Raw genomic sequence first — 26,229 nt, forward strand, 5'->3', positions numbered from 1 at the left:
GTCAGGTCCGCTGGCAGGTCGGGCACCAGAAGAGGTTGCGGGCGGCGAGGTCCGCGGTGCGGATCGCGTCGCCGCACAGGTGGCAGGGCCCGCCGGTCCGGCGGTAGACGTAGACCTCGCCGCCGTGGTCGTCGACGCGGGGCGGGCGGCCCATGGCCTCGGGGGTGTGCTCGGGGCGGACGGTGTCGATGCGGTTGTCGCGGACGCCCTCGCGCATGAGCCCGACGAGGTCGCCCCAGATCGTGTCCCACTCGGCGGGGGTGATGTCCCGGCCGGGGCGGTACGGGTCGATGCCATGCCGGAAGAGGACCTCGGCGCGGTAGACGTTGCCGACGCCGGCGACGACCTTCTGGTCCATGAGCAGGGCGGCGATGGTGGTGCGGCTGCGGGAGATCCGGGCGTAGGCGGTGCGGGGGTCGTTGCCGTCGCCCGCGGGACGCAGCGGGTCGGGGCCGAGGCGGTCGTGTATCGCCCGCTTCTCGGGGTCCGTGATCAGGGCGCAGGTGGTGGGGCCGCGGAGGTCGGCGTACGCGGTGTCGTTGACCAGGCGGAGGCGGACGGTGTCCGTGGGCGGGGGCGCGGGGGTCGCGCCGAAGGCGACCTTGCCGAAGAGGCCGAGGTGGATGTGGACCCAGTCGGTCCGCTCGGCGCCGAAGCCGAGGAAGAGGTGCTTGCCGTGTGCCTCGGTGCGGGTGAGTCCGGTGCCGGTGAGGAGGGCGGCGGCGTCGGAGAACTTGCCCTGGGGGCTGGTGACGCGCACCGCCGTGCCGGCGAAGGCGGCGGCGTAGTCCTGGGCCAGCCGGTGGATCGTGTGCCCTTCCGGCACGGGGGTTTCCTTTCGTGCTTCGCGCCCACCCGCCCGGCTGGGTCGGCCGGGAAGCGGGACTCGCCCCGGGGAACACCGAGCGTCCCTCCCCCGGGCTCACTCACCGGGGGAAGGCGGTTCCGGCGTCGTGGTTACCGCTGCGGGTGGTGCGGCGGGACGGGCGGGAGGTCGCCCGACGCCTCGTAGGACGTGAGCATGTCGATGCGGCGGATGTGGCGCTCGTCACCGGAGAAGGGCGTGGCGAGGAAGGTCTCGACGAACTTCGTCGCCTCCTCCTGCGTGTGCATGCGGGCGCCGACGGCCACGACGTTGGCGTTGTTGTGCTGGCGGCCGAGGGACGCGGTCTCCTCGCTCCAGGCCAGCGCCGCACGGACGCCCGCGACCTTGTTCGCCGCGATCTGCTCGCCGTTGCCGGAGCCGCCGATCACGATGCCGAGGGCGTCGGGGTCCGCGGCCGTCCGCTCGGCTGCGCGGAGGCAGAAGGGCGGGTAGTCGTCCTGGGCGTCGTAGATGTGCGGGCCGCAGTCGACGGGCTCGTGGCCCGCCGTCTTGAGCCACTCGACGAGGTGGTTCTTGAGTTCGTAGCCCGCATGGTCGGAGCCGAGATACACGCGCATGGGTCGAGTGTGACACGCGGGCCGCGGGGAAGCAGCGTCGGGTGTCGGCTGTGAAAAGGGAGCGCGGAACCAAGGAACCTCAGGTGGAGCTCAAGTAACGATCCGGAATCAAAGGTTCCCGAATTTGTGCACCTCCGTTTCACTGGTCCGGCTCGTACACCGCTCGTACGGGTGAATGCTCGACCGGCGCAAAGGAAAAACACCCCATGACTTCGCAGCCGACTCTGACAAAGGCCGGGAACGGCCCCGGAGACCCCGGAGAACCCGGGTCCGGGCTCCAGGCCGGACTCAAGAACCGCCACCTTTCGATGATCGCCATTGGCGGTGTCATCGGGGCCGGGCTGTTCGTGGGATCCAGTTCCGGCATCGCCACCGCCGGGCCCGGCATTCTGCTGTCGTACGCCCTCGTCGGCACCCTCGTGGTGTTCGTGATGCGCATGCTCGGCGAGATGTCCGCGGCCAATCCGACGTCCGGCTCCTTCTCCGCGCACGCCGACCGGGCGCTCGGGCCCTGGGCCGGTTTCTCGATCGGCTGGCTCTACTGGTTCTTCTGGGTCGTCGTGCTCGCCGTGGAGGCGACCGCCGGGGCCAAGATCCTCGAGGGATGGATACCGGCCGTGCCCCAGTGGGGCTGGGCGCTCATCGTGATGCTGGTGCTGACCGCCACCAACCTCGCCTCGGTCGGTTCCTACGGCGAGTTCGAGTTCTGGTTCGCCGGGATCAAGGTCGTCGCGATCGCCGCGTTCATCGTCGTCGGCGGGCTGGCCGTCTTCGGCGTCCTGCCGGGGGTCGACAGCGACCAGGCGGGGCTGTCCAACCTCACCGCGCACGGCGGCTTCCTGCCGAACGGCCTCGGCGCAGTCCTCACCGGCGTGCTGCTCGTCGTCTTCTCCTTCATGGGCAGCGAGATCCCCACGCTGGCCGCCGGTGAGTCCGAGGACCCGCAGCGGGCCGTGACCAAGGCGACGAACAGCATCATCTGGCGCATCGCCGTCTTCTACCTCGGGTCCATCTTCGTCGTCGTGACCCTGCTGCCGTGGGACTCCCAGTCCATCGTCGACCTGGGCTCCTACGTCGCCGCCCTGGACTCCCTCGGCATCCCGAACGCCGGCCAGGTCATGAACTTCATCGTGCTGACGTCGGTGCTGTCCTGTCTCAACTCCGGGCTGTACACGGCCTCCCGGATGGCCTTCTCGCTCGGCCAGCGCGGGGACGCGCCGAAGGCCTTCGCCCGCACCACCCGGCGCGGGGTGCCGCAGACGGCGATCCTCTCGTCCGTCGTCTTCGGCTTCGTCGCGGTCTTCTTCAACTACAAGTTCCCCGACACGGTCTTCCTCTTCCTGCTCAACTCCTCGGGCGCCGTGGCCCTCTTCGTCTGGCTGGTGATCTGCTTCTCGCAGCTGCGGCTGCGGAGGATCATCCAGGCCGAGGCGCCGGAGAAGCTGGTGGTGCGGATGTGGCTGTACCCGTACCTGACCTGGGTGACCGCCGCGGTGATCGTCTTCGTGCTGGGCTACATGCTGACCGACACCGAGCACGACGGGCGCACGACGGTGCTGCTGACGCTGCTCGTCGCGGCGATCGTGGTCGTCATCGCCGTCGTGAAGCAGCGGCTCGTCGCCCGCCGGAGCTGACGGGCCCCGCCGGACGGCCGGAACGACGAAGAGGCTCGCCGGGTCGCACTGCGACCCGGCGAGCCTCTTGCGTGTCTGCTGCTACGGCGTCAGCGCCGGCCGGCCAGCTTCCAGGCGGCCGGCAGCAAGCCCATGGCCAGGGCGGCCTTGAGGGCGTCGCCGATCAGGAACGGCGTGAGGCCGGCCGCGACCGCGGCGCCGAGGGACATGTCCGCGGCGAGGGCCAGGTACGGGACGCCGACGGCGTAGATGAGCGCCTCGCCCAGCAGCATCGTGCCGGCCGTGCGCAGCACCCAGCGGTCGGAGCCGCGCCGGGCGAGGGCGCCCACGACCGTGGCGGCGAGCATCATGCCGAAGACGTAGCCGAGGGACGGGGCGCCGGTGCCGGAGCCGCCCTCCGCGAACCACGGCACGCCCGCCATGCCCACCAGCGCGTACAGCGCGAGGGACAGCAGGCCGCGGCCGGCACCGAGGGAGGTGCCGACGAGCAGCGCCGCGAAGGTCTGGCCGGTCACCGGCACCGGGGAGCCGGGCACGGGCACCGCGATCTGGGCCGCGACGCCGGTGAGCACGGCGCCGCCCGCCACGAGCGCGACGTCCCGGACTCGGGAGGAGGGGAGGAGGTCGGCGAGGACCTGCCGGGTGCGGACGGGGACGGCAGCGGTGCTCATGGGGGACTCCGCGGTGGTATGGACATGTCGGGACACCGCGACGCTATCCCAGCGGGCCGGAGCCGATCACGAGCAGCGCTCGACAAAGGCTGGATCGGGGACTTGGTGGGCTCCCGACAAAGAACGCCGGGCACACCCGTTCCGGCGTGATACCGGTCACTGAGGTGGGGAGGTGAGCGTCACCGGAGACCGGGGGCGCCGGCTGTGGGGTCCCGCCAAAGACCTCGGGGCACGAGGGGCCGGGGAGGCGCCGGGGAGGAGCGGCGGACGTCCGGACGACCGGCGGGCTACTGGACGATCACGTTCCGTATCGTGGTCGTCCGCATGGTGGGCAACCGCTCCCGCCGGCCTGCGGCACCGCCCAGACTGTGGGCGTTTTACCCCCGTCCCCCCACGCATTGGACGAGCCGCCAGATGCCCGAAAGCACCACCACCGAGGCGCCGCCCCAGTCGGACGAAGTCTCCCTCTCCCACGGCCTCAAGCAGCGCCATCTGTCCATGATCGCCCTCGGCGGAGTGATCGGTGCCGGGCTGTTCGTCGGTTCCGGGGCCGGCATCGCCGCCGCGGGGCCGTCGATCGTCGTCGCCTACACCCTCTCCGGCCTCCTCGTGATGCTGGTGATGCGGATGCTGGGCGAGATGTCCGCCGCGTATCCCTCCTCGGGCTCCTTCTCCGCCCACGCCGAGCGGGCGATCGGCCCCTGGGCCGGCTTCACCGCGGGCTGGTCGTTCTGGGTGCTGCTGTGCACGGCCGTCGGCCTGGAGGGCATCGGCGCCGCGCAGATCGTGCACGGCTGGCTGCCGGGCACGCCCGAGTGGGCCTGGGTGGCGCTGTTCATGGTGGTGTTCTGCGGGACGAACCTGGCCGCCGTGAAGAACTTCGGCGAGTTCGAGTTCTGGTTCGCGACCCTCAAGGTCGGCGCCATCTCGCTGTTCCTGGTGCTCGGCGTGCTGGCCATCGCCGGCGTCCTGCCCGGCACCGACTCTCCCGGCGCCTCCCACCTGGACGACTTCCTGCCCAACGGCGGCAACGGCCTGATCATCGGCCTGCTCGCCTCGGTGTTCGCCTACGGCGGCCTGGAGACGGTCACCATCGCCGCGGCCGAGTCGGAGAACCCGGTCAAGGGCGTGGCGAGCGCCGTGCGCACGGCGATGTGGCGGATCGCGCTGTTCTACATCGGGTCGATGGCGGTGATCGTCACCCTGGTGCCCTGGGACTCCGAGGAGGTCGTGGCGAAGGGCCCGTACGTCGCCGCCCTCGACGAGCTGGGCATTCCCGGCGCCGGCCAGCTCATGAACGTCGTCGTGCTGGTCGCGCTGCTCAGCGCGATGAACGCCAACATCTACGGCGCCTCGCGCATCGGCTACTCGCTGGTCGAGCGCGGCCAGGGCCCGAAGGCGCTGGGCCGGGTGTCGGGCGGGGTGCCGCGGATCGCGGTGCTCGTCTCCTCCCTCTTCGGCTTCGGCTGCGTGCTGCTCAGCTACTGGCGGCCCGACGACGTCTTCTCCTGGCTGCTGAACATGATCGGCGCCGTCATCCTGGTCGTCTGGATCTTCATCGCCGTCTCCCAGCTGCGGCTGCGGCGCCGCCTGGAGCGGGAGGCGCCCGAGAAGCTGGTCGTGCGCATGTGGGCCTTCCCGTGGCTGACCTGGGTGGCGCTGGCGGGCATGGCCACGGTGTTCGTACTCATGGCCCGAGAGCCGGACACGCGGGTGCAGCTGTACTCGACGGGCGGGATGACGCTGGCCCTGGCGGCCGTCGGCTACGCCCGGCAGCGGCGACGGGCCCGCGCCTAGGGTCTGTCGTTTGGATCAGGCCGGCTGGGACGGACGGCGCGTCCCGGCCGGCCCGAGCGGGGTGTGGTGCGTGCGGCTGCAAGGCGGAGGGGGGCGCCAGGGCGGAGCCCTGGCAACCGACGGCAACGCGGCAGATGTGCGTGCCACACCCCGTGACGCCGGCATGATCCAAACGACAGGCCCCAGCCCTCACGGCCGGCTCCTTCCGTCCGGGGCGCCCCCGCGGCCCCGCCGAGCCGAAGCCCGGCGAGGCCGAGAAGAGCCTGCCCCCGAATCGACCGACGTCGTAACCGCCGGTCTCCCCGGGGGCTCATGGCGCACGGCGGCAGCCGTCAACCCACCGAGTACCCGAAGTAGTCGCCGTTGGCCGGGAGTCCGCCCTGGCCCGGCTGGTACGTGGTCGCGGGCCGGCTCGTACCGCCCGGCACTGCGTTCGGGAAGGGCAGGACGTGCAGGGCTCCGGTGGCGGCGGGCCCGTAGGGCATACCGGCGTAGAGGTTCCGCGGCGTGAAGAGGATGCTCGTGCCCAGCTTCTCGCCCTCACCCGGGGTACCGGGGATGCCGTCGCCGTCGCCGGCCTCGATCCACAGGTCGTTGGCGCCTGCCGCGTCCATCAGCGAGAAGGTGTGGATGGCACCGGCGTCGGTGAAGCCCGCGAGGTCCTCACCGGGGGAGCCCACTGCGATCTTCAAGGTGGCGGCCGAACCGACCTTCCGGGGAGCGGTGTTGACCGCGCTGAGGGAAGCGCCCACGGAGTCGCCGGCCTCGATGGTGCCGGAGCGGTCGTCGGTCGCGGAGCCCTGGTTGAGCGCGTGCAGGTAGTCCCAGGTGCCGTTGGCAGCGAAGTGCACGAGTACGACGTTGCCGGCGCCGGCCGCCTGCGCGGCGCCGGTCTCAGGGGCGAGGGCCTCGCCGGGCGCGCCGATGGCGAGGATCGAGTCGGTCGCCGTGGCCGCACCGGACGGGCGGTAGGCGACCAGCGCGAGGGCCTGACCGAACTTGTCACCGGCCTCGGCGGCGCCGCTGATCTTCTCGTTGTCCTGGTCCAGGCCCGCGACCACGGTGGGCCGTCCGGCGGCGTCCAGCTTGTGGCTGAGCACGGCCAGGTTGCCGGCGTTCGCGTTGTCGCCGATGGCGTCGCCGGGAGCGCCGATGGCGATGAAGTTCGAGTCACCCGCGACGGACGTGCCGAAGGCGTCGTTGGCCTCGGCCGCGCCGGGGACGTCCGACGTGTCCTGGTTGATGGCGATGTTGGTGTCGCCGTGCACGTAGAAGGCAGCGCCCGCCTTGGCGAGCGAGCCGAGCGCCTCGCCCGGCGTGCCGATCAGGATCCACGGCTCGCCCGCGGCGGTGGTGCCCGCGGCGAGGGAGGCGCCCATCCGGTCGCCCGTCTCCGGCGCGGAGCCCTTGATGGAACCGTTGCCGGAGCCCTGCTCGAAGTGGCGGGTGGCCGGGCCGCTGCCGAGGCCGTTCCTGCCCCCGAACAGGATGTCGACGAAGCCGGCGTCGACCGCGGTGCCGACGTTCTCCTCGGACGCGGAGACGACGAGGTCGGTGTAGCCGTCCTCGTTGTAGTCGACCGTCGCGAGGTGGTTGCCGAAGTGGTCCCCGGCCTCGGTGCCGCCGGGCACCCAGTCGAGGTCCTGGGTGATCTCGGCGGTGCCCTTGCCGCCGCCGTGGACGACGCGGACGAGACCCGCGGTGGTGTCGCCGCCGACCGTGGCCATCGGGTCGCCGATGGCGATGTCCTCGACGGCGTCGCCGTTGAAGTCGACGATGCGGGTCGCGCCGACCGCCGCGTCGATCCAGGAGGCGAGGTCGTCGACGCGCGCGATGACGCCCGCGGTGGAGGTCTGGGTCTCGTCGATACCGAGGCAGCCGCCCTGGAAGGACTGGCTGTTGAGGCCGACGAGTTTGCCCCCGGAGATGACCGGGCCGCCGGTGTCGCCCATGCAGGCGGCCGCGCCGCCCTTGCCGGTGACGCCCGCGGAGGTGGCCGCGGTGGAGTCGACGGTGTAGGTGCCGGTGTGCAGCTGGAGCGGCGCCCACACGGTCTTCGTACGGCCGTAGCCGGCGAAGGTCAGCTCCGCACCGACCGCGGGCGCGGTGGTGGCGAGCTGGGCCGGGACCACGTCGGCGACGGGCCGGTTGAGGCGGGCCAGGACCACATCGCGGTCCGTGCGCGGCACGATCTCGACGACGCGGCGCTCGGCGCCCTGGGTGCCGGAGAGGTCGGAGCGGCCGATGACGGCGGTGGTCGCCTTGGCGGGGACGCCGGCCGGGACGGCGAGCGAGGCGGCCGGGTTCTCGGCGAAGCAGCTGGCCGCGGTGAGCAGCCATTCGGCGTCGACGAGGACGGCGGAGCAGCCGCGGTCGTGGTCGCCGATGGTGATCTGTGCGGTGTAGGCGTGGGTGGTGTCCGAGCCGGCGACCGGCGTGCCGCCGGTGATGGCGACGGCGGGTGCCGCGCTCAGCGCGAGCGACCCGGCGGCCACGACCGCGCCGAGCGCGGCCAGACGGGGACGTCTGATGGAAGACATACGAGTGGTTTCCTCAATCACGGGGCGATCCCGGCTAGTTGTTGACGCGGATCTCGACCAGGACGTGCTCGCGGCCGTCGACGGACTCGCCGACGCCCTTCCACGTGTCGGCGGGGATGTCGTACTCGACCTGGTCGCCCTCGGCCGTCATCTCCAGGTGGGTGTTGGTGGAGTCGTCCGTCTTCACCCCGTGCACCGCGGGCAGTTCGAGGGTCAGGAAGCCCTCGTCGGCGGTGACCTGGAAGCAGACGTCCTCGTGGTCGCGCGCGAGGAACTGCAGGAGATTGCCCCCACCGGCGCAGTCGGCGAGCACGATGTGGCCGTCGCCGCGCTTGAGGACGACGTTCTGCTCGGCCAGGATCTTGTCGGCGTTCGGGTAGTTGTAGTCCTCGACGGCGTAGCCGGGCGTGCCATCGGCGACGGTATGGGTGGCGGACCCGGTGGCGGCACCCGCGCCGCCCTGGGCGAGTACGGCCCATGCCAGGGCACCGGCCGTGGCCGCGGCGCCCAGAATGCGCACGAATGCGCTGCGTGACTTCATCACAGTCCTAAAACTCGGCAGTTCTTCGGTTCAAGTCCCTTATCGAAGCGGGCAATTGGCGAGCGCGTCCAATACCGGAAACGGACGGAAACCGGATAACCGGTGGGTATGGACCGTGATCCGCGTCACACCCGAGAAGGGTTGTGGCGATCTCCATAACGACTTCGCAATAGCTCGCCGCGCGGCCCGCCGAGAGGCGCCCGGGAAGGAGAGGGAAAGGGCGCGAAGGAGAACTTCGCACCCTTTCCGCCCTGCGCCGTCAGATCACTCAGCTCGTCTTGTCGAGCTCCTGCGTGACCGGCCCGTCCGGATCGGACTGGAAATACAACGTGTCCTGATCGTCTACATAGAGCTGGATTCCGGCGGTCTTGCCGAGCGCGCCGTCCTCGACACCCAGGTACACGAAATCACTCGAAGTTCCCGGGTCCTCGTAATCCCAGCTGCCACTGAAATCGACCGGATCCGCGCCCTCGCTCGTCGTCACGCCGGTGGCCGAGAACGTGCCCTTCGCCGAGAGCTCGATCCGCCCGCCGTCGTCGGAGCGGTACACACCGGGCAGCTTCTCCGGGTCGACCACCTCCGAGCACCCCGAGACGAGCACCGCCGAGGCGGCGAGTACGGCGAAGAGCCGCCGTTCGCCTGCCCTCTTGCGTGTCACGGGCCCAGCGTAACGTCGAACTCGATCACCTGGGTCTTGGGCGACATCGGCCCCTCGTCACCGACGACCTTGTCCACGAACGCGCCGACGGTGTCGCTCCACCATTCGGTGTACCCGATGACCGGGGGGTGCGTCGCCGACTCTATGTCCGACTCGTTGTACGCGGTGTAGCGCCAGGTGACCGACCCGTCCGAGTTCTCCCGGATGGGCGTCATACGGACCTGGTGCGAGCCCAGGAAGGTGTACGCGAGGTTGCCGGTGAGTCCGCCCGTGGTGAGGGTCCCGTAGTCCGTGAGGTACTTGCCCACCCCTTCGGGGCCGCTGAGCGCGTAGTCGTACAGGTAGGTGTGCCCCAACTCGTACTTCCCGGTCCGCTGCCACTCCCTGAGGAAGTACTCGAGCGCCCCCTTCGTGTGCGCGTGCTCGCGGTAGATGCGGGTGAACTCGTCGTTCGGACCGAAGCACTGCGTTCCGGGACCGCTACCGGTGAGCCAGCTCCATCCCAGCTCCCACGGGTTGGTGTTGTTGCGGTGCTCGATCGGGTCTCCGAACGGCGTCAGGCAGCTCTCGGCGCCGTCGGGAAGCCCGGTCTCGCCGTCGATCGGCACCTTCGAGTTGTTGATCGAGTCCTGGATCGCCTGCTTGATCGCGGCCCTGATGACCTCGACCCACGCCTCGCTCGCGGCTACGGCCGCCTCGGCGTAGGACTTGCCCGCCGCGAGCTCGGCCTGCCGGGCACGCGTGGCGGAGGCCTGCGCGTCCGCGGCGTAGGACGCCGCCGTCTCGGCGGAGCGCACGGCCCGGTTCGCCGCGTCCCGCGCCACACTGCTCGCCTTGCGGGCCGCCGCGGCCGCGTTCGCCGCGGTCTGCGCCGACTTGGCGGCGGCGTCCGCGGAGGCTTCCGCGGCCTCCGCGTTCTGCCGGGCCTCCTCGGCGGAGGCCTTGGCGTCCTTCGCCCAGCCCTCGGCCTTGTTGGACCACTCGGTCGCCTTGTCGGCGGCCTGGCGTGCGAGTGCCGCGGCCTCGGATGCGCGTGCCGCGTCCTCCAGAGCGTCCTGGGCGACCTTGGCCGCCCGCGCGATCGCCGCACGGATGGCGCTGACGTGCGTGGCGTAGTCGTGGTCGATGCGCGCGAACTCGTGCTGCGTCGTGCCGATGAACTGGCGCAGTATGTGCGTGTCGCCTTCGAGGGCGACCTTCGCCGCGGCCTGGACGTACGGCCCGCCGTTCACCAGGAGCGTGGTGGCCGCGACCTTGTCGTCCTCGTGGACGGCCGCGGCGCGCGTCACGTGCAGGAAGGTGTGCAGCGCCTCGGCGGAGCCGTCCGTCAGGGCGGCCTCGGCGGCACGCCGTACGGCGGTGCCGGTGGACGGGTCCGCGAGGAGCGTGGTGATCTCGACCTCGTTGTCGTCCCTGGCCGCCTCGACCGCGCCCTTCTCCAGGAAGGTCCTGATGGCGGCGGCGTCCTCGGTCTCCAGCGCCGCCGCGGCCGCCTCGGCCACGTTCTGCGTGGAGATCGCGGCGGTGGACGCGACGAACTCCGCGTTGTCCTGCTGCAGGGCGATGAGCCGGTCGGCCTCGATCCAGCGCAGGACGTCCTCGTCCACTCCGGCCAGCGCGTACGCGGCGGCCTCCCGGGTCCACGTTCCCGGCCCGTCGAGCAGCTGGACGGCGGCCTGCCGCCCCTTGCTGACGGCCTCCCCGGTCCGGCCGTCCTTGAGCGCCGCCTCCATGGCGGTGATCAGCGCGACGAGCTCCTCGGACAGCCGCGCTTCCTGCGTGCGCTCCCGGTTGGCCCGCTCCAGGCGGTCGGTCTCCTCGCTCCGCTGCTGCTTGGCGACCTCGATCGCTTCCTCGGTCTCCTCGTTCAGCCGGGCGATCTCTGCCTCTCGGGCCTCATTCTCGACCTCACGCGCCTCGGTGACGGCGTCGTACGCCTTGGTCGCGGCTTCCACGGCGGCGTCCGCGGCGGCGGTGGAGCGGTTGGCGTAGTCCACGGCCTTGCCGGCGTTGCGGGCCGCTTCCTCGGCGGCGTCGGCGGCCTTCTCCGCGTGATTGGCCGCGCTGTCGGCGGCGGCGGACGCGGAGCGCGCGGCGGCGGCCGACCTGCGGGACAGGGTCGAGGCCCGGCTCGCGGCCGCCGTGGCCCGGCCGGCGGCGGCCTCCGCGATGGAGGCCTGGCGCTGCGCCTCGGCGGCCTGGGACTGCGCGGCGCCGGCGGACACGGCGGCGTCGGCCGAAGCGCGGGCGGCTGCGGCCGAGTTGACCGCGGCTCCCGCGGCGGCGTTGCCCGCGGCCTCGGCCGCGTCGGAGGCGAGGGCCGCGAGCTTGGCCTTCGCGGCCACGGAGCGCACCCAGTCGACCATGAGCCGTGCGGCCTGCGCCGCCTGGTTGGCGGCATCCGCCATGTTGGCGTTCTTGGAGGCGCTGATCGCGGCGTGGTAGGCACGCGACGCGGCGCGCCCCGCGGCGGCGGCGGCCGCCGCGGCGGCGTTGGCGGCGGCCACCGAACGCCGGGCCGCGGCCTGCGCGGTACGGGAGGCGGACACCGCGGTCGACGCGGCGGCCGCGGCGCCCTGGGCGGCCCGTGCCGCCTTGTTCGCGGCCTTGGCCGAGCGCTGCACGTCCTGCTCCGCGGCCTGCGCTTCGGCCTTCGCCTCCAGCGCGGCCGTCTTGGCCTTGTCGGCGGCCTCGACCGCCTGCTCGGACAGCTGGACCGCTTCGTCGGTCTTGCGCTCGGCGAGTCGACCCTCCGACTCCACGATCTTGACCAGCTGCTGGATCTCCGCCGTCTCCTCGTCCCGCGCCCGGGCGATGTACTGCCCCGTCGTCAGGAACCACTGGATCGCCCGCGGCGATCCGTCGTCGAGCGCCCGCCCCGCGTACTCCCGCACCTGCGGCGAGGCGGTCACGAGGATGGAGGTCACCTGGACGCGCCGGTCCTCGTGGAGGGCGTCGTACTGGCCGGTGCTGAGGAAGGCCCGCAGCGCGAAGTCCGTGCCGGCCGTGAGCGCCTCGGAGGACTCGCGCTGCACGGCCTTGCCACCGTGCGCGTTGACCGTGGTCACGCCCACTTCGAGGTCTTCGGTCACGGCGGCCGCGAAGCCGCCCTCCAGAAAGGCGGCGACCGCCGCGTCCCCGCCGGACAGCGCCTGCCCGATGCCGGCACGCGTCGCCTTGCCCGCGGTGACCAGGGCCTCGGTGAGCGTGAACCGGTTGTCCTCGGCCGTGGCCGCCGGCAGCCTCTCACTGAGGAACGTGGCCACGTCGTCCGCGTTGCCCACGAGCGCCGCCGCCGCGGCCGTGCGCACCGCGCGGCCACCGGTCCGGTACGCCTGCACGACCTTTCCGCGGTCGGTGTCGGGCAGCCCTGTACCGGCCTCGGCCGCCCCCGTGCCCGCCGCGTACGCGGGCCGGGACCCGAATGCCCCCAGAGGCAGTGCGGTACCTGCCGCAATCCCGCCGAAAATGGCCAGAGACTGGCGTCTGCTGAATATCCGTCGTGATGGTGACATCACGACTCCCTTCTCGATTACGAGGGGAAATCTCGCCGCCCCCCTGAATGCCAAGTCCCTTATCGAAGCCGGGGGTTGCCGGACTCGTCCATTGCAGAAACCGGGCAGAAATCGGGTAACCGTCAGGTATTCGTTGTGATGTGCACCACACCCTAAAAGGGTTGTAGTGATCTCTGTAAAGAATTCGTGGGCCGATTCGGAGGCAGGTCCCTCCGGTGCCGGTCTCCCGCTCGGCCGAGCGCCCCCCGTCAACACGCCCGGCCACCCCCTCGGACGCCCCCGCATCCAGCTCTTGCTGCTAGCGTGCACTTGCAAGTATGTTGCAATAAGAGCTCGGAGGGGATCCGCCATGTCCGTCTACACGCTCCCTGAACTGCCGTACGACTACTCCGCGCTGGCCCCCGTGATCAGCCCCGAGATCATCGAGCTGCACCACGACAAGCACCACGCGGCCTACGTGAAGGGCGCCAACGACACGCTGGAGCAGCTCGCCGAGGCGCGGGACAAGGAGCAGTGGGGCACGATCAACGGCCTGGAGAAGAACCTGGCCTTCCACCTCTCCGGCCACATCCTGCACTCCATCTACTGGCACAACATGTCCGGCGACGGCGGCGGCGAGCCGCTGGCGGAGGACGGCGTCGGCGGGCTCGCGGACGCGATCGCCGAGTCGTTCGGCTCCTTCGCGGGTTTCAAGGCGCAGCTCACCAAGGCCGCCGCGACCACGCAGGGCTCCGGCTGGGGCGTGCTGGCGTACGAGCCGCTGAGCGGGCGCCTGATCGTCGAGCAGGTCTACGACCACCAGGGCAACGTCGGCCAGGGCTCCGTCCCGATCCTGGTCTTCGATGCCTGGGAGCACGCCTTCTACCTGCAGTACAGGAACCAGAAGGTCGACTTCATCGACGCCATGTGGGCCGTGGTCGACTGGCAGGACGTGGCCAGGCGGTACGACGCCGCCAAGTCCCGCGCGAACGCGCTGCTGCTGGCGCCCTGATCCACCTGAGACGTCCCGCCTCGTGATCGTCTTCTCACCCTTCACGGCGGCGGGCGGAATGAGGGAAGCCCCCGCGAGGACGTGACTCGCGGGGGCTTCCTGTCCCCCCTCCGGGGGGTTTGCGCGCGGCGGGCTCCCCGGTGGGAGGGATTCCGGGCGACAGTGGCCCGCATGGGTCTTCCGAACAGGCGGTGCCCCAACTGCGGGGACACGGACCAGAACTTCCGGCCGCTGACCGACGACGAGAAGGCGTACGCCCTGGTGGCGGGACAGGTGCCCAGGGCCGACCTGGGCACCTACCGGCGCTGCGCCCGCGACGGATGCGTGCGGGTGCAGTCCTACTTCAACTGGAGGTCCGGCTTCGATCTGCCGGAGTCCTTCCGCACTACAGGTTGCTGAAGTCCGGTCCCTTGGTGCGGGTGCGCTTGATCTCGTAGAAGCCGGGGACGGAGGCGACCGCGAGGGTGCCGTCCCAGAGCTTGGCGGCGTCCTCGCCCTTGGGGGCCGGGGTGACGACCGGGCCGAAGAAGGCGAGCTGCTCGCCGTCGGCGCCGGGGACGGCGATGACGGGGGTGCCGACCTCCTGGCCGACCTTGTCGATGCCCTCCTTGTGGGAGGCGCGCAGCTGGGGCTCGTAGGGGGTGGAGTCCCAGTGCTCCATGAGCGACTCGGGCAGGCCGACGTCCTTCAGGGCGGCGGCGATCGTCTCCTTGCCCAGGCCCTCGCCCCGGTTGTGGATGCGGGTGCCGAGCGCGGTGTACAGGTCGCCGAGCACCTCGGCGCCGTGCTCCTCCTGGGCCGCGATGACGATCCGGACCGGACCCCATGCCTTGGTCTCCAGCATGTCGCGGTAGTCCTCGGGCAGCTCGTCGAGCTTGTCCTCGTTGAGGACGGAGAGACTCATCACGTGCCAGCGGACCTCGATGTCCCGCACCTTCTCGACCTCGAGGACCCAGCGGGAGGTCATCCAGGCCCAGGGGCACAGCGGGTCGAACCAGAAGTCGACGGGAGTCTTGTCCGACATGTCTCTCCTCATGGGGCGTGCGCAACCGTGCGTTCCTCCGGGGCAACGCGACAGCTCACCCCCGCCATTCCCGCCTGCCGCGTGTTCGGGGCGCATGGCAGGATCAGTGCTGTCCGCATACTGAACACCTTCCGAGGGAGTACCGCCCGTGCCCGGTGAGAATCTGTCCCGCGACGAGGCCCGGGAGCGGGCCGCCCTGCTGTCCGTCGACGGGTACGAGGTGTCCCTCGACGTGCGCTCGGCCGTCGGTGACGCGGCGGGCGGGGGACCGCGCACGTTCCGCTCGGTCACCACGATCCGCTTCCGCTGCAACGAGCCCGGCGCGAGCAGCTTCGCCGACCTGGTCGCACCGAGCGTGACCGCCGTGTCCCTCAACGGCCGGGACCTCGACCCGAGCGAGGTCTTCGACGGCTCCCGGATCGTCCTGGAGAACCTGGCCGCCGACAACGAGCTGGTCGTCGACGCCCAGTGCGCCTACTCCCGCACCGGCGAGGGCCTGCACCGCTTCGTCGACCCCGAGGACGGCGAGGTGTACCTGTACACCCAGTACGAGCCGGCCGACTCCCGCCGGGTCATGGCCTGCTTCGAGCAGCCCGACCTCAAGGCCCCGTTCCGCTTCGAGGTGCGGGCACCCGAGGAGTGGACGGTGTGGAGCAACGGCGCCGGTGAGTGCACGGACGGTGTCTGGCGGTTCGCGGAGACCAAGGCGATCTCGACGTACATCACGTGCGTGGTCGCGGGGCCGTACCACTACGTCACGGACTCCTACGAGCGCGTCCTCGAGGACGGTACGCGGCTGGAGATCCCGCTCGGCGCGATGTGCCGCAAGGGACTCGCGCCGCACTTCGACGCCGAGGACGTCTTCCTGATCACCAAGCAGGGCCTGGACTTCTTCCACGACCACTTCGACTACCCGTACCCCTTCGGGAAGTACGACCAGGCGTTCGTCCCCGAGTACAACCTCGGCGCGATGGAGAACCCGGGGATGGTGACCTTCCGGGAGGAGTACATCTTCCGCGGGAAGGTGACGCGGGCGTCGTACGAGGGCCGCGCCAACACGATCCTGCACGAGATGGCGCACATGTGGTTCGGCGACCTGGTCACCATGGAGTGGTGGGACGACCTGTGGCTGAAGGAGTCCTTCGCGGACTTCATGGGCGCCTTCGCGAACGTCGGCGCGACGCGCTTCAAGGACGCCTGGATCACGTTCGCCAACCGCCGCAAGGCCTGGGCCTACCGCGCCGACCAGCTGCCCTCCACCCACCCGATCACGGCCGACATCCGTGACCTGGAGGACGCCAAGCTCAACTTCGACGGCATCACGTACGCCAAGGGCGCCTCCGTGCTCAAGCAGCTCGTGGCGTACGTCGGCCAGGACGCCTTCATGGAGGGCGCCCGGCGCTACTTCAAGCGGCACGCCTACGGCAACACCCGTCTCGGCGACCTGCTGTCGGTGCTGGAGGAGACCAGCGGGCGGGACATGGCGGCCTGGGCGCGCTCCTGGCTCCAGACGGCGGGCGTCAACTCGCTGACCCCGCAGGTGCTGCTGAGCGCCGAGGGCCGCGTCGACGAGCTGGCCGTCGTGCAGGAGGCCGCCGAGTCGCACCCCGAACTGCGCCCGCACCGCGTGGCGGTGGGCCTGTACCGGCGTACGGCCCAGGGCGCGCTGGAGCGGTACGCGCGTGCCGAGGTGGACGTCGAGGGGCCGCGCACGGTGGTGGCGGAGCTGGCCGGCGCCGAGGCGCCCGAGCTGGTCCTGGTCAACGACGACGACCTCACGTACTGCAAGACGCGCTTCGACGACACCTCGCTGGCGACCCTGCGCGAGCACCTGGGCGCCCTGACCGACCCGCTGGCCCGTGCCCTGTGCTGGTCGGCGCTGTGGAACATGACGCGGGACGCGCTGCTGCCGGCGCGGGACTTCGCCGGCCTGGTGCTGCGGTTCGCCGGGCGCGAGTCCGACATCGGCGTCCTGCAGATGCTGCACGCCTGGGCCGGCTCGGCGCTGGTGCACTACGTGGCCCCCGACGCCCGCGAGGCCTGCGGCCGGCTGCTGGCCGAGGGCGCGCTGCGGGAGCTGCGCGACGCGGAGCCGGGCGGCGAGCAGCAGCTCGCGTGGGCGCGGTTCTTCGCGACGGTCGCCTCCGGCCGGGAGGAGCTGCGGCTGCTGCGCGGTCTGCTGGAGGGCACGGAGAAGATCGACGGGCTGGACGTGGACCAGGAGCTGCGCTGGGCGTTCCTGGAGCCGCTCGCCGCGCACGGCGAGGCCGACGAGGCCGTGCTGGCGGCCGAGCTGGCCCGGGACGACACGGCCTCCGGCAAGCGGCACCAGGTGCGCTGCCTGGCCGCCCGTCCGTCGGCGGCGGTGAAGGCTCAGGCCTGGGCGCAGGTCGTGGAGTCCGACGCGCTGTCGAACGCCCTGGTGGAGGCGACCATCGCGGGCTTCGCGCAGGCCTCGCAGCGGGAACTGGTCGCGCCGTACGCGGAGCGGTACTTCGCGGCGATCGAGCGGGTGTGGAGCGAGCGGTCGATCCAGATCGGGATGGACGTGGTCCGGGGCCTGTTCCCGTCGCTGCGCGACTCCCAGGACACGCTCGACGCGACGGACGCCTGGCTGTCCGCCCACGAGCAGGCCGCGCCCGCCCTGCGCCGGCTGGTGCTGGAGGCGCGCGACGACCTGGCACGGGCCCTGCGGGGACAGGCCTGCGACGCGGCCGCCGGCGGCCGCTGAGACGCGCGCCCCGCCGGGCCGCCGGTCGTCCGCGGCCGACCGCGCCCTGTGGTGCGCTGCCCCGCCCGGCGGGCAGAAGCACCCTAGCTTTGGCCAACGATTGGGCGTTCCGTCATCGTTACGGAATACGGGCAATCACAGCCGTAACCCCTGGCCGCGCCTCGGCGGACCAGGGGTTTTCGGCAGCCGAACACCCGTCCTTTAGGGCGGGCTTGTCCGGATTCGGCGATGGGCTTGTAACAACGGTTAACGGGTGGACCGGGCACGGGAAAGTCCCGGGTCATGACGCACAACACCCCGCTCTCCCCCCGCCCCCTCCACCGCCTGGCCGACGGCCGGCGCCGCCTGATGACGGCCGCGCAGCTCAGGGCGCACGGCGTCTCGGCCGCCGAGGCCAACGAGCAGTGCCGTCCCGGCGGGCCCTGGCAGCAGTTGCTGCCGAACGTCGTCCTGCTCCACCCGGGTCCGCCGACCAGCGACGAGCGGCTGCACGCGGTGCTGCTGTACGCGGCCCCGGAGCGGCCCGCCGGCACAGCGGCCGGGGTGCCGGTCCAGCCCGGCGCGCGGCAGGCGGCGGACACCGCCTACGCGGAGGCGGTGATCACGGGCCTGGCCGCCCTGACCCTGCACGGCTTCTGCGCCGCTCCCCCGCTGCCGTCCCTGGACGCCGTCGACGTGCTGGTGCCGCGGATGCGCCGGCTGCGCTCGACGGGCTGCGCGCGGATCGTGCGCACGGCCGCGCTGCCCGCCGCCGTGCAGGTCACCGGGGTGCCGGTGGCGCCGGTGGCGCGGGCCCTGGCCGACGCGGTGGCCGGGCTGACGGACGCGGGCCTCGTCCGCCGGCTGCTCACGGAGGCGGTGCGCGCCGGGCACTGCGAACCGGCGGCGGTGGTGCGGGAGCTGAACCGGGCGCGGCTGCTGGGCCGGCCGCACGTGGTGGACGCCGTGGACTCGCTGGTGGCCGAGGGGCGGGCGATCGCCGAGCAGCGCCTGTACCGGATGGTGCGCGAGCACGGCCTGCCGGACCCGGTGTGGAACGTCGACCTGCGCCTGCCCGGCGGCCCCCACCTCGGCGGCCTGGACGCCTACTGGCCGGAGCAGGCGGTGGCCCTGGAGCTGGACACCGGCGCCCAGCGCCGGGAGGACGACGCGCTGTGGTCGGAACACGCCCGCAAGCGCGAGCACTTGGAACGACTGGGCATCACGGTCGTGCACGTCACCCCGCGCAAGCTGCGGGAGTCGCCGGAGCATCAGGCGGCCGTGGTGCGAACGGCGTTGATGGCGGCCGGAGACAGGGAACCCGCCGCGTACGTCGTGGTACTGCCCCGGTCGTGACGGACCGGGGCGTACAAGGAGGGGAGAGGAGGGGCCGGCGGGCGTGACTGTCCGCCGGTCCCTCCTCGTGCCGCACGGCATTGTCACGGACCGTCCCTTACGTCCCCGATGGCGTATGGCGGAAGTACGCCATGACTCCCTCACGTCACGGACAACTCTCCCCAGACAGTGACCCCTTGGGTAAAGCTGAGCGGTCGTCCGGGATCGCATTCCGGACTCCTTCGGCCAGGGCCGATCGGCCCCGGTCGTACCCGCTCGTTCCTTCACCACCAAGGGATGCCGATGACCCACACCCCTCAGCGTGAACCGATACCGGGCGCGAGACGCGCGGCCCGCCTGGCCGTGGCCGCGGGGCTCGTCGCCGCGCTCTCCGCGGCCGGGCCGATACCGCTGGCCTTCGCGGCCGACGGGCCGGGCACCGGGACCACGCCGCCGGCCGACGTCTCCGTCAAGTCCGCTCACGACAAGCTCGGTTCGGACGACGCGGACCGGCTCGCCGAGGCGAAGGCCGACGGCACCAAGAACGTCACGATGATGGTCGCCACCGCGCCCGGCCGGACGGAGCAGGTCGCCGAGGCGCTGGACGCCGTGGGCGGCGGCGCGGTCGGCCGCACCGACGACCGGCTCGGCTACGTCCGCGCCACCGTCCCCACCGCCAAGGCCGACTCGGCCATCGCGGCCGCCGCGAAGCTCTCCTCCGTGCAGGGCATCGACCTGCGCGACGAGATACCGCTGGACGACCCGGCGCCGGGCGCCGACACGGCGAAGGGCGCCCCGCAGCAGGTCCGCGCCTACCCGGCGCCCGGCCGGAGCACGCCCGCCGAGAACCCGTACAACCCGTCCTTCGAGACGGGCGCCGTCGACTTCGTGAAGAAGAACCCGAAGGCGGACGGCCGGGGCATCACCATCGGCATCCTCGACTCGGGCGTGGACCTGGCCCACCCGGCGCTGCAGCGGACCACCACCGGCGAGCGCAAGATCGTCGACTGGGTCACCGCGACCGACCCGGTCGTCGACCAGGACGCCACCTGGCGGCGCATGGACACCGCGGTCTCCGGGCCCGTCTTCACCTACGACGGACAGACCTGGACGGCGCCCGCCGGGTCCTACGGGGTCAACGTCTTCCGCGAGTCCGTCACCGCCGGCGGCGACGCCAAGGGCGACGCGAACCGGGACGGCGACACCACCGACTCCTGGGGCGTCCTGTACGACGCGCAGGCCGGCACCGTCCGCGTCGACCTGAACAACAACCACGACTTCACCGACGACACCCCGATGAAGCCGTACAAGGACGGTCTCCAGGTCGGGTACTTCGGCACCGACGACCCGAGGACGGACGTGGCCGAGCGCCAGCCGTTCGTGGTCGAGATCCGCAAGGACGTCGTCGACGGGGCGGGCACCAGGGCCGACTTCGTCAACATCGGTGTCATCGAGTCCGAGCACGGCACGCACGTGGCCGGCCTCACCGCCGCCAACGGCCTGTTCGGCGGGAAGATGAACGGCGCGGCTCCGGGTGCGAAGATCGTCTCCTCGCGCGCCTGCACCTGGTCCGGCGGCTGCACCAACATCGCGCTCACCGAGGGCATGATCGACCTCGTCGTGAACCGCGGCGTCGACATCGTCAACATGTCCATCGGCGGGCTCCCGGCGCTGAACGACGGCAACAACGCGCGCGCCCTGCTCTACACGCGGCTCATCGACACCTACGGCGTCCAGCTGGTGATCTCCGCGGGCAACTCGGGCCCCGGCGCCAACACCATCGGCGACCCGGGCCTGGCCGACAAGGTCATCTCGGTGGGCGCGTCCATCTCCCGCGAGACATGGGCCGCCAACTACGGCTCCGCGGTGCGGACCAAGTACGCGATGATGCCGTTCTCCTCGCGCGGCCCGCGCGAGGACGGCGGGTTCACGCCGACCCTCACCGCGCCCGGCGCCGCCGTCAACGCCATCCAGACCTGGCTGCCCGGCGCCCCCGTCCCGGAGTCGGGCTACGACCTCCCGGCCGGCTACGGCATGCTCCAGGGCACCTCGATGGCCTCCCCGCAGGCCGCCGGCGCCGCCGCCCTGCTGCTGTCCGCCGCCAAGCACGAGGGCATCGACCTCACCCCGGCGAGGCTGCGCACCGCGCTGACCTCCACCGCCGACCACATCAAGGGCGCGCAGGCGTACGAGGAGGGCGCGGGCCTGGTCAACGTGCCCGACGCCTGGCGCGCGGTCGAGCGCGGCGCCACCGCGCACGACTACACCGTCAAGGCGCCGGTCGACACCGCGATCGACCAGTTCCTGAAGACCCCGGGCTACGGCACCGGCCTGTACGACCGCGAGGGCGGCCTGAAGGCGGGCCAGAAGAAGACGTACGAGATCACGCTCACCCGTACCTCGGGCGCCGACAAGGCGATCCGGCACGAGCTGCACTTCGAGAACAACGCCGGGCGCACCTTCCGGATCGTCGGCTCCGACGAGGTGAAGCTGCCGCTGAACGAGCCGGTGACCGTCGAGGTCGAGGCGCGGCCGGGCTCCGAGGGCCTCAAGAGCGCGATCCTCGAGGTCGACGACCCGCGCACCGAGGGCATCGACAAGCAGGTCCTGACCACCGTCGTGGTCTCCGCGCCGCTGAAGTACACCTTCTCCGCGAAGAGCTCCGTGCAGCGCAACAGCACCCAGTCGTACTTCGTGACCGTCCCCGAGGGCGCCAGGACGCTCGAGGTGGCGATCGGCGGGCTGAAGGACAGGAGCCAGACCCGGTTCATCGCCATCCACCCGTACGGCGTCGCGGTCGACAACACCTCCACCCCGTACTGCTACAACGACTACCTCGACGGCAACGGCTGCCGGCCCGACGTGCGCGCGTACGCCGACCCGCAGCCCGGCGTCTGGGAGATCGAGGTCGAGTCGCGGCGCACCTCGCCGCTGCTGGACAACCCCTACACGCTGGACGCCGGCATCCTCGGCGCCGTCTTCGACCCGGAGGTCGTGACCGTGCCCGAGGCGAAGGCGGGCACCCCGGTGACCGCCTCCTGGACGGTGACGAACCGGTACGCCGCCCTGGAGGGCAAGCTGGTCGGCGGCCCGCTCGGCTCGGCCGGCACGTCCCGTCCGACGATCACGCAGGGCCAGACCAGGACCTCGACGGTGGAGGTGCCCGCGGGCGCCACGTCGCTTGACGTCGCCATCGGGGGCGTCTCCGACGCGGCCGCCGACCTGGACCTGACGGTCTACAAGGACGGCAAGGCCGTCGGCCAGTCCGCCGACGGCGACTCGGAGGAGTCGGTGTCGATCCCGAACCCGGCCGCCGGTACCTACACCGTGGCGGTCGCGGGCTACTCCGTGCCGTCCGGCACCACCGAGTACGACTACCGGGACGTGTACTTCGCCGCGTCACTCGGCTCGGTCACCGTGGACGGCTCCGCGCCGGTGAAGCTCGGCACGGGCGAGTCCGCGACGGTCTCCGGCAGCGCGACCGCGCTGGCCGCCGCGCCGGCGGGCCGTGAGTTCTTCGGCCGGGTCCAGCTGGTGAACGCCCATGGCACGGTCGCGGGTCTCGGCAGCGTCCGGATCGGGACGGTCGTGCCGTAGTCCGGTACGGCACACGGCAGTCCCCGAGGGGGCGGGCGCTCCGCGGGCGCCCGCCCCCTTCTCCGTGCCGCCCTCCGGGTCAGCCGTCGCAGCCGACGGTGCGGCGCCCTCCGGGTCAGCCGTCGCAGCCGACGGTGCGGGACCCGGGCAGGGAGGCGACGACCTCGGCCCGGACGGCGGCGACCTCCTGCTCGCCGGTGACCACCTCGTCCGGAGCGGAGCCGCCCCGGGGGATGCCGATCATCAGCGCGTCACCGGCCCGGAGTACGGGCGCGTCGTCCTCCAGCAGGAAGCTGATGCCCGGGTGCTCCGTCTTACTGCCGTCCGGCTCCGGCCCCGGCTTCGGCTCCGGCTCCGGCTTGTAGAGACGCGTGACCCGCATGGTGATCCGCGTCCCCGCCCCGGGCACCGGGGCCGTGCCGGTCACCCGGCCCTCGGCCACCGTGGCCGCGCAGGCCAGGTAGTCCGCGGTGCCGAGGGCGTGGGCGGGTTCGCCGGTGTCCTCCTTGGCCGCGCTGCTCGCCGAGTCGGCGCTCCCGCCACCGGCCGGCAACGACCACCCCAGGCCGGCCACGACCGCGCCCGCGCAGGCCGCCGCGAGGGCCCCGAGGACGAGGCCGCGCCGGCGCCGGGACCGAGGGCCCGGGCAAGGAGCGGAACGGACCGGTGGCAGGAGCTCCGGCTCCCCGAACCCGAGGGTGTCCGGTTCGGTGGCCGGTGCGTCGCCCAGCGTCCGCCCGATGATCCCCAACTGCTCCCGCAGCAGCGCCACGTCGGCCGTCGCCGCCCGGTACGCGTCGCGGGCGCCCGCGTCCGCGCCGGGCGGCAGCGGCTCGCCCGTGATCGCGGCCATCAGCGCGTCGTGCCCACCGGGGGGCTGTTCGGCGGCCATCTCACACCACCTCGTCCTCGTGCAGGCGGGCCCGCAGCGCCCGTACCGCCGTGTGCAGCCTGCTCTTGACCGTGCCCTCCGGGACGCCGAGCTGCTCGGCGATGGCGCGCACCGGCAGGTCGGCGTAGAAGCGCAGGACCACCACCTGCCGCTGGGTGTCGGGGAGCCCGTCCAGGCCCTGGGCGACGGCGAGGGAGAGGACGCTGGTGTCCTCCCCCGACGGCTGGGCGGACTGCCGCAGCGCCGCCAGCCGCTCGCCGAGCCGGTCCTGGCGGTGCCGGGCCCGGTGCCAGTCCATGGCCAGGTTGGAGGCGACGACCGCCGCCCACGCGGACACGTCCCGCGGCGCCTCGTGTCCCCGCGCCGCCCGCTCCAGCAGCCGCAGGCGGACCTGCTGCACCCCGTCCGGCAGGTCCGCCTGCGGCACGCCGCCCAGCGCGAGCACCGCCCGCACCCGGCGTTCCTGGGCCGCGTCCAGGGGATCGTCGCGAACGGCGTCCCCCTGGCCGCGGCGGCCCCTTCCGCGCAGCACGACCCCCCCTCCCCTCACGGTGTTTCCCCTATGACGCCGGTCCTGGGCGAAACGTTCGCCCGGTGCGGCGGCGATCTTCCGGACCACCGACTTCCACTTCTTCCGGCCATCGACTTCACAGCTTCTTCACTGTCACCATGTGCCTCATGACGCACATCACCAAGGGCGCCAACACCCCTGTCCCCGCAGGCCTCCTGCGGGTCGCGGTCTGCCGGCAGAACGTCCCGGGGGCACCGGCGGTGGACGCCTCCGCCCTGCTGCTCGACGCCGTGGGCAAGGTGCGCGGCGACGCCGACCTCGTCTTCTACAACCAGCCCGCGCACCCCTCGGGGGCCGTGCGCCACGCGGGTACGGCCGAAGGGGGCGGGCAGCTCGCCGAGTGGCTGGAGGTGGACCTGCCGCGCGTGGAACCCGCCGTGCAGCGGGTGCTGATCGCCGCGTCCTGCGACGGCGGGGTCTTCGGCCAGGTGCCCGGTCTGCAGGTGCAGGCCCTGACGGCCGAGGGTGTGACGGCGGCGCACTACACGGTGAGCGACGCGCGGGACGAGACGGCGTTCGTGCTCGGGGAGTTCTACCGCCGGGACGGCCAGTGGAAGTTCCGGGCGGTGGGCCAGGGATACGCGTCCGGACTGGCGGGCCTGGCGACGGACTTCGGCATAGCCGTGGAGGCCCCGGCCCCGCCGGTGCCGGCCGCCGCGCCCGCGCCCGCGCCCGTTTCCGCCCCTGCCTTCGCCCCCGCCCCGGCGGTCGCCGCCCCCGCCCCGGCGGTCGCCGCGCCCGCCCCGGCCGGTGCGCCGACGGGCGGCCACCCCGCCGCCCCGTCACCGGTCACGGCACCCGCCGCCGCGCCGGTGGACGCGGTGCCGTACTCCTTCGGCCCCGAGTTCCACCCGTACACCCAGCGCGGACAGGGCAACGGCGTGGTCTCCGTGGACGCGCCCCTGCCGCCGGGGCCGGTCGTCGTCGAGGCCTGGCACCAGGGCGAGGGCTACTTCGGGCTGCACACCCTCACCCGCCGCAACAAGGACGACGACCTGCTGTTCAACTCCACGCTGCGCGACTTCCGCGGCCGCGTCCTGGTCCAGCCCCCGAAGGACCGCCCCCTGCGACTGCGCGTGGAGGCGGACAACGACTGGACGGTGCTCGTGCAACCCCTGTCGGTGCTCCGCCGCCTGGGAACCGGCCCCCTCAGCGGCTACGGCCCCGAGGCCGTCGCCTACACCGGGCCCGTGGCCGACCTGGACGTGGACTTCGCCGGTGACGAGGACGGCGGCGGGTACTTCGGTCTGTGGACCCTGGAGGTGTCCCGGCTGCACGACCTCGACGACCGCGACCTGCTGGTCAACGACACCGACCGGCTGCGGCAGACGGTCCCGGTCGCCGACGGCCCGCTCCTGCTGCTCCTGGAGGCCGACGGCGCCTGGCAGCTCGGCGCCCGCCCCCTGCACGTGCCCGACCAGGCCGCCGCGCAGGCCTCCGGCGTCTACTCCGGACGCGGCGACACAACGCTCACGCTGGTCAACCCCGCCCCGGGGCGGCCGGCCCTGCTGGAGTACGCCTGCCCGGACACCCGGGGCGGCCTCGGCCACCGGCTGCTGCTCGTCGACGAGTACGACGACGAGGAGGAACTGGTACAGGGCTACCGGCACGGGGAGCACGGCCGCACCCTGCTGTTCACCAGGGGCGAGGCCCAGGTCCGGCTGCGGCTGGCGGACGTCGGCGACTGGACCCTGCGGCTGCTGCCGGTGGAGCAGGCACCCCTGCTCACCGGACCGGCCGAGGGACAGGGCAGCACGGTCTTCCGCTACGAGGGGCCGCCCGCCCTGCTCGGCCTGTGCCGGACCGCCGCCGGCGACCAGATGGTGACCGCCCGTACGGTCCAGGCCGACGGCCGGTCGAAGATCTCCGCCGACACCACGCGCCGGCGTCCGGTCACCGGGCCGCTGTGGGTGTCGGAGGCCGGCTACTGCTACCTGCAGATCTGGACCGCCGACGGGACCGGATGGCGGATCGAGCCGGCCGCCCTGGCCACCGCGCCGGTGCTGGACCGGGCGCCCGTCGAGGGCCAGGGCTACGGAGTCGTACGTCACACCGGACCCGAGGCCGAGGTGATGGTCCAGCACGACGCGCTCGGCGGGGCCACCCTGCCGGTGCTGTGGGAACTGGACGAACGCCTGCAACCGGTACGCCGGATCAGTACGGCTTCCGGTCTGCAGCGCGTTCCGGGCGGATATCTCCAGATGCGGACGTCCGGCCGCTGGGCCCTCGAACCCCGGGCGTGACCCCTCTCACCACCCCTTTCGTGTCCCGGTCCGTGGGCAAAGGATTGGACATGTGGCCGTTGGAGAG

Annotated in this window: 18 protein-coding genes; 8 read left to right on the forward strand and 10 right to left on the reverse strand. The window is 72.4% G+C overall.

Going from position 1 to position 26,229, the window contains the following annotated elements; translation table 11 throughout:
• Position 1: 1 nt before the first annotated feature.
• Entirely contained in the window at positions 2-826 is an 825-nt protein-coding gene (locus tag AC0VYN_RS29625; RefSeq protein ID WP_475533420.1) for an Fpg/Nei family DNA glycosylase, read from the reverse strand.
• Between the two features lie 131 nt (positions 827-957).
• A complete protein-coding gene (locus AC0VYN_RS29630; protein ID WP_475533421.1) occupies positions 958-1,443 on the reverse strand; it encodes a ribose-5-phosphate isomerase in 486 nt (161 codons plus the stop codon).
• 206 nt (positions 1,444-1,649) lie between these two features.
• Here AC0VYN_RS29630 and AC0VYN_RS29635 point away from each other — a divergent pair, with 206 nt between their 5' ends.
• Positions 1,650-3,077: an amino acid permease gene (locus tag AC0VYN_RS29635; RefSeq protein ID WP_475533422.1), complete on the forward strand. Its 1,428-nt coding sequence runs from the start codon at positions 1,650-1,652 to the stop codon at positions 3,075-3,077.
• An 89-nt stretch (positions 3,078-3,166) separates the two neighbouring features.
• Here the strand turns inward: AC0VYN_RS29635 and AC0VYN_RS29640 are convergent, their stop codons facing one another.
• A complete protein-coding gene (locus AC0VYN_RS29640) occupies positions 3,167-3,748 on the reverse strand; it encodes a biotin transporter BioY (RefSeq protein ID WP_475533423.1) in 582 nt (193 codons plus the stop codon).
• Positions 3,749-4,162: 414 nt separating this feature from the next.
• Here AC0VYN_RS29640 and AC0VYN_RS29645 point away from each other — a divergent pair, with 414 nt between their 5' ends.
• On the forward strand, positions 4,163-5,545 hold the full coding sequence (locus AC0VYN_RS29645; protein WP_475533424.1) for an amino acid permease: 1,383 nt from the start codon (positions 4,163-4,165) through the stop codon (positions 5,543-5,545).
• Between the two features lie 332 nt (positions 5,546-5,877).
• On the opposite strand, the gene AC0VYN_RS29650 is transcribed toward AC0VYN_RS29645, so the two are convergent.
• The 4 genes from AC0VYN_RS29650 to AC0VYN_RS29665 all read right to left on the reverse strand — a co-directional run bounded on the left by AC0VYN_RS29650 (position 5,878) and on the right by AC0VYN_RS29665 (position 12,625).
• The gene (locus AC0VYN_RS29650) at positions 5,878-8,085 is read right to left on the reverse strand and encodes a S1 family peptidase (protein WP_475533425.1); all 2,208 of its coding nucleotides are present in this window, start codon (positions 8,083-8,085) and stop codon (positions 5,878-5,880) included.
• A gap of 34 nt (positions 8,086-8,119) precedes the next feature.
• Entirely contained in the window at positions 8,120-8,626 is a 507-nt protein-coding gene (locus AC0VYN_RS29655; RefSeq protein ID WP_475533426.1) for a hypothetical protein, read from the reverse strand.
• A gap of 268 nt (positions 8,627-8,894) precedes the next feature.
• Complete coding sequence (locus AC0VYN_RS29660; protein WP_475533427.1) at positions 8,895-9,284, reverse strand: hypothetical protein; 390 nt, start codon at positions 9,282-9,284, stop codon at positions 8,895-8,897.
• Complete coding sequence (locus tag AC0VYN_RS29665; RefSeq protein ID WP_475533428.1) at positions 9,281-12,625, reverse strand: ALF repeat-containing protein; 3,345 nt, start codon at positions 12,623-12,625, stop codon at positions 9,281-9,283. The genes AC0VYN_RS29660 and AC0VYN_RS29665 overlap by 4 nt, the downstream gene beginning before the upstream one ends.
• 523 nt (positions 12,626-13,148) lie before the next feature.
• Between AC0VYN_RS29665 and AC0VYN_RS29670 the strand changes: the two genes are divergently transcribed.
• Both AC0VYN_RS29670 and AC0VYN_RS29675 read left to right on the forward strand, forming a co-directional pair.
• Entirely contained in the window at positions 13,149-13,790 is a 642-nt protein-coding gene (locus AC0VYN_RS29670) for a superoxide dismutase (protein WP_475533429.1), read from the forward strand.
• Between the two features lie 171 nt (positions 13,791-13,961).
• The gene (locus AC0VYN_RS29675) at positions 13,962-14,189 is read left to right on the forward strand and encodes a hypothetical protein (protein ID WP_475533430.1); all 228 of its coding nucleotides are present in this window, start codon (positions 13,962-13,964) and stop codon (positions 14,187-14,189) included.
• Here the strand turns inward: AC0VYN_RS29675 and AC0VYN_RS29680 are convergent.
• Positions 14,176-14,814, reverse strand: coding sequence for a mycothiol-dependent nitroreductase Rv2466c family protein (locus AC0VYN_RS29680; RefSeq protein ID WP_475533431.1), 639 nt, complete (start codon positions 14,812-14,814; stop codon positions 14,176-14,178). The two genes, AC0VYN_RS29675 and AC0VYN_RS29680, sit on opposite strands and share 14 nt — an antisense overlap.
• Before the next feature lie 148 nt (positions 14,815-14,962).
• Here AC0VYN_RS29680 and pepN point away from each other — a divergent pair, with 148 nt between their 5' ends.
• From pepN to AC0VYN_RS29695, 3 genes are all read left to right on the forward strand, one after another.
• Positions 14,963-17,545: an aminopeptidase N gene (gene pepN, locus AC0VYN_RS29685; RefSeq protein WP_475533432.1), complete on the forward strand. Its 2,583-nt coding sequence runs from the start codon at positions 14,963-14,965 to the stop codon at positions 17,543-17,545.
• 282 nt (positions 17,546-17,827) lie between these two features.
• Positions 17,828-18,880, forward strand: a complete 1,053-nt coding sequence (locus AC0VYN_RS29690; RefSeq protein WP_475533433.1) for a hypothetical protein — start codon at positions 17,828-17,830, stop codon at positions 18,878-18,880.
• Positions 18,881-19,162: 282 nt separating this feature from the next.
• On the forward strand, positions 19,163-22,456 hold the full coding sequence (locus tag AC0VYN_RS29695) for a S8 family serine peptidase (protein ID WP_475533434.1): 3,294 nt from the start codon (positions 19,163-19,165) through the stop codon (positions 22,454-22,456).
• Positions 22,457-22,571: 115 nt separating this feature from the next.
• On the opposite strand, the gene AC0VYN_RS29700 is transcribed toward AC0VYN_RS29695, so the two are convergent.
• Positions 22,572-23,348, reverse strand: a complete 777-nt coding sequence (locus AC0VYN_RS29700) for a hypothetical protein (protein ID WP_475533435.1) — start codon at positions 23,346-23,348, stop codon at positions 22,572-22,574.
• Between the two features lies 1 nt (position 23,349).
• Positions 23,350-23,880: a sigma-70 family RNA polymerase sigma factor gene (locus tag AC0VYN_RS29705; RefSeq protein WP_451693371.1), complete on the reverse strand. Its 531-nt coding sequence runs from the start codon at positions 23,878-23,880 to the stop codon at positions 23,350-23,352.
• A gap of 146 nt (positions 23,881-24,026) precedes the next feature.
• Between AC0VYN_RS29705 and AC0VYN_RS29710 the strand changes: the two genes are divergently transcribed.
• Positions 24,027-26,162, forward strand: a complete 2,136-nt coding sequence (locus AC0VYN_RS29710) for a TerD family protein (RefSeq protein ID WP_475533436.1) — start codon at positions 24,027-24,029, stop codon at positions 26,160-26,162.
• Positions 26,163-26,229: the final 67 nt, after the last annotated feature.

Source organism: Streptomyces sp. 63XJN7_1_ISO-PGPR-S23-121, from assembly GCF_056173025.1.

Excerpts from the sequence above, each read along its gene's own strand:
- AC0VYN_RS29640 (WP_475533423.1), bottom strand. The coding sequence starts at position 3,748 with ATGAGCACCGCTGCCGTCCCCGTCCGCACCCGGCAGGTCCTCGCCGAC.
- AC0VYN_RS29630 (WP_475533421.1), bottom strand. The coding sequence starts at position 1,443 with ATGCGCGTGTATCTCGGCTCCGACCATGCGGGCTACGAACTCAAGAAC.
- AC0VYN_RS29670 (WP_475533429.1), top strand. The coding sequence starts at position 13,149 with ATGTCCGTCTACACGCTCCCTGAACTGCCGTACGACTACTCCGCGCTG.
- AC0VYN_RS29675 (WP_475533430.1), top strand. The coding sequence starts at position 13,962 with ATGGGTCTTCCGAACAGGCGGTGCCCCAACTGCGGGGACACGGACCAG.
- AC0VYN_RS29635 (WP_475533422.1), top strand. The coding sequence starts at position 1,650 with ATGACTTCGCAGCCGACTCTGACAAAGGCCGGGAACGGCCCCGGAGAC.
- AC0VYN_RS29645 (WP_475533424.1), top strand. The coding sequence starts at position 4,163 with ATGCCCGAAAGCACCACCACCGAGGCGCCGCCCCAGTCGGACGAAGTC.
- AC0VYN_RS29690 (WP_475533433.1), top strand. The coding sequence starts at position 17,828 with ATGACGCACAACACCCCGCTCTCCCCCCGCCCCCTCCACCGCCTGGCC.
- AC0VYN_RS29680 (WP_475533431.1), bottom strand. The coding sequence starts at position 14,814 with ATGTCGGACAAGACTCCCGTCGACTTCTGGTTCGACCCGCTGTGCCCC.
- AC0VYN_RS29710 (WP_475533436.1), top strand. The coding sequence starts at position 24,027 with ATGACGCACATCACCAAGGGCGCCAACACCCCTGTCCCCGCAGGCCTC.
- AC0VYN_RS29655 (WP_475533426.1), bottom strand. The coding sequence starts at position 8,626 with ATGAAGTCACGCAGCGCATTCGTGCGCATTCTGGGCGCCGCGGCCACG.
- AC0VYN_RS29650 (WP_475533425.1), bottom strand. The coding sequence starts at position 8,085 with ATGTCTTCCATCAGACGTCCCCGTCTGGCCGCGCTCGGCGCGGTCGTG.
- AC0VYN_RS29695 (WP_475533434.1), top strand. The coding sequence starts at position 19,163 with ATGACCCACACCCCTCAGCGTGAACCGATACCGGGCGCGAGACGCGCG.
- AC0VYN_RS29700 (WP_475533435.1), bottom strand. The coding sequence starts at position 23,348 with ATGGCCGCCGAACAGCCCCCCGGTGGGCACGACGCGCTGATGGCCGCG.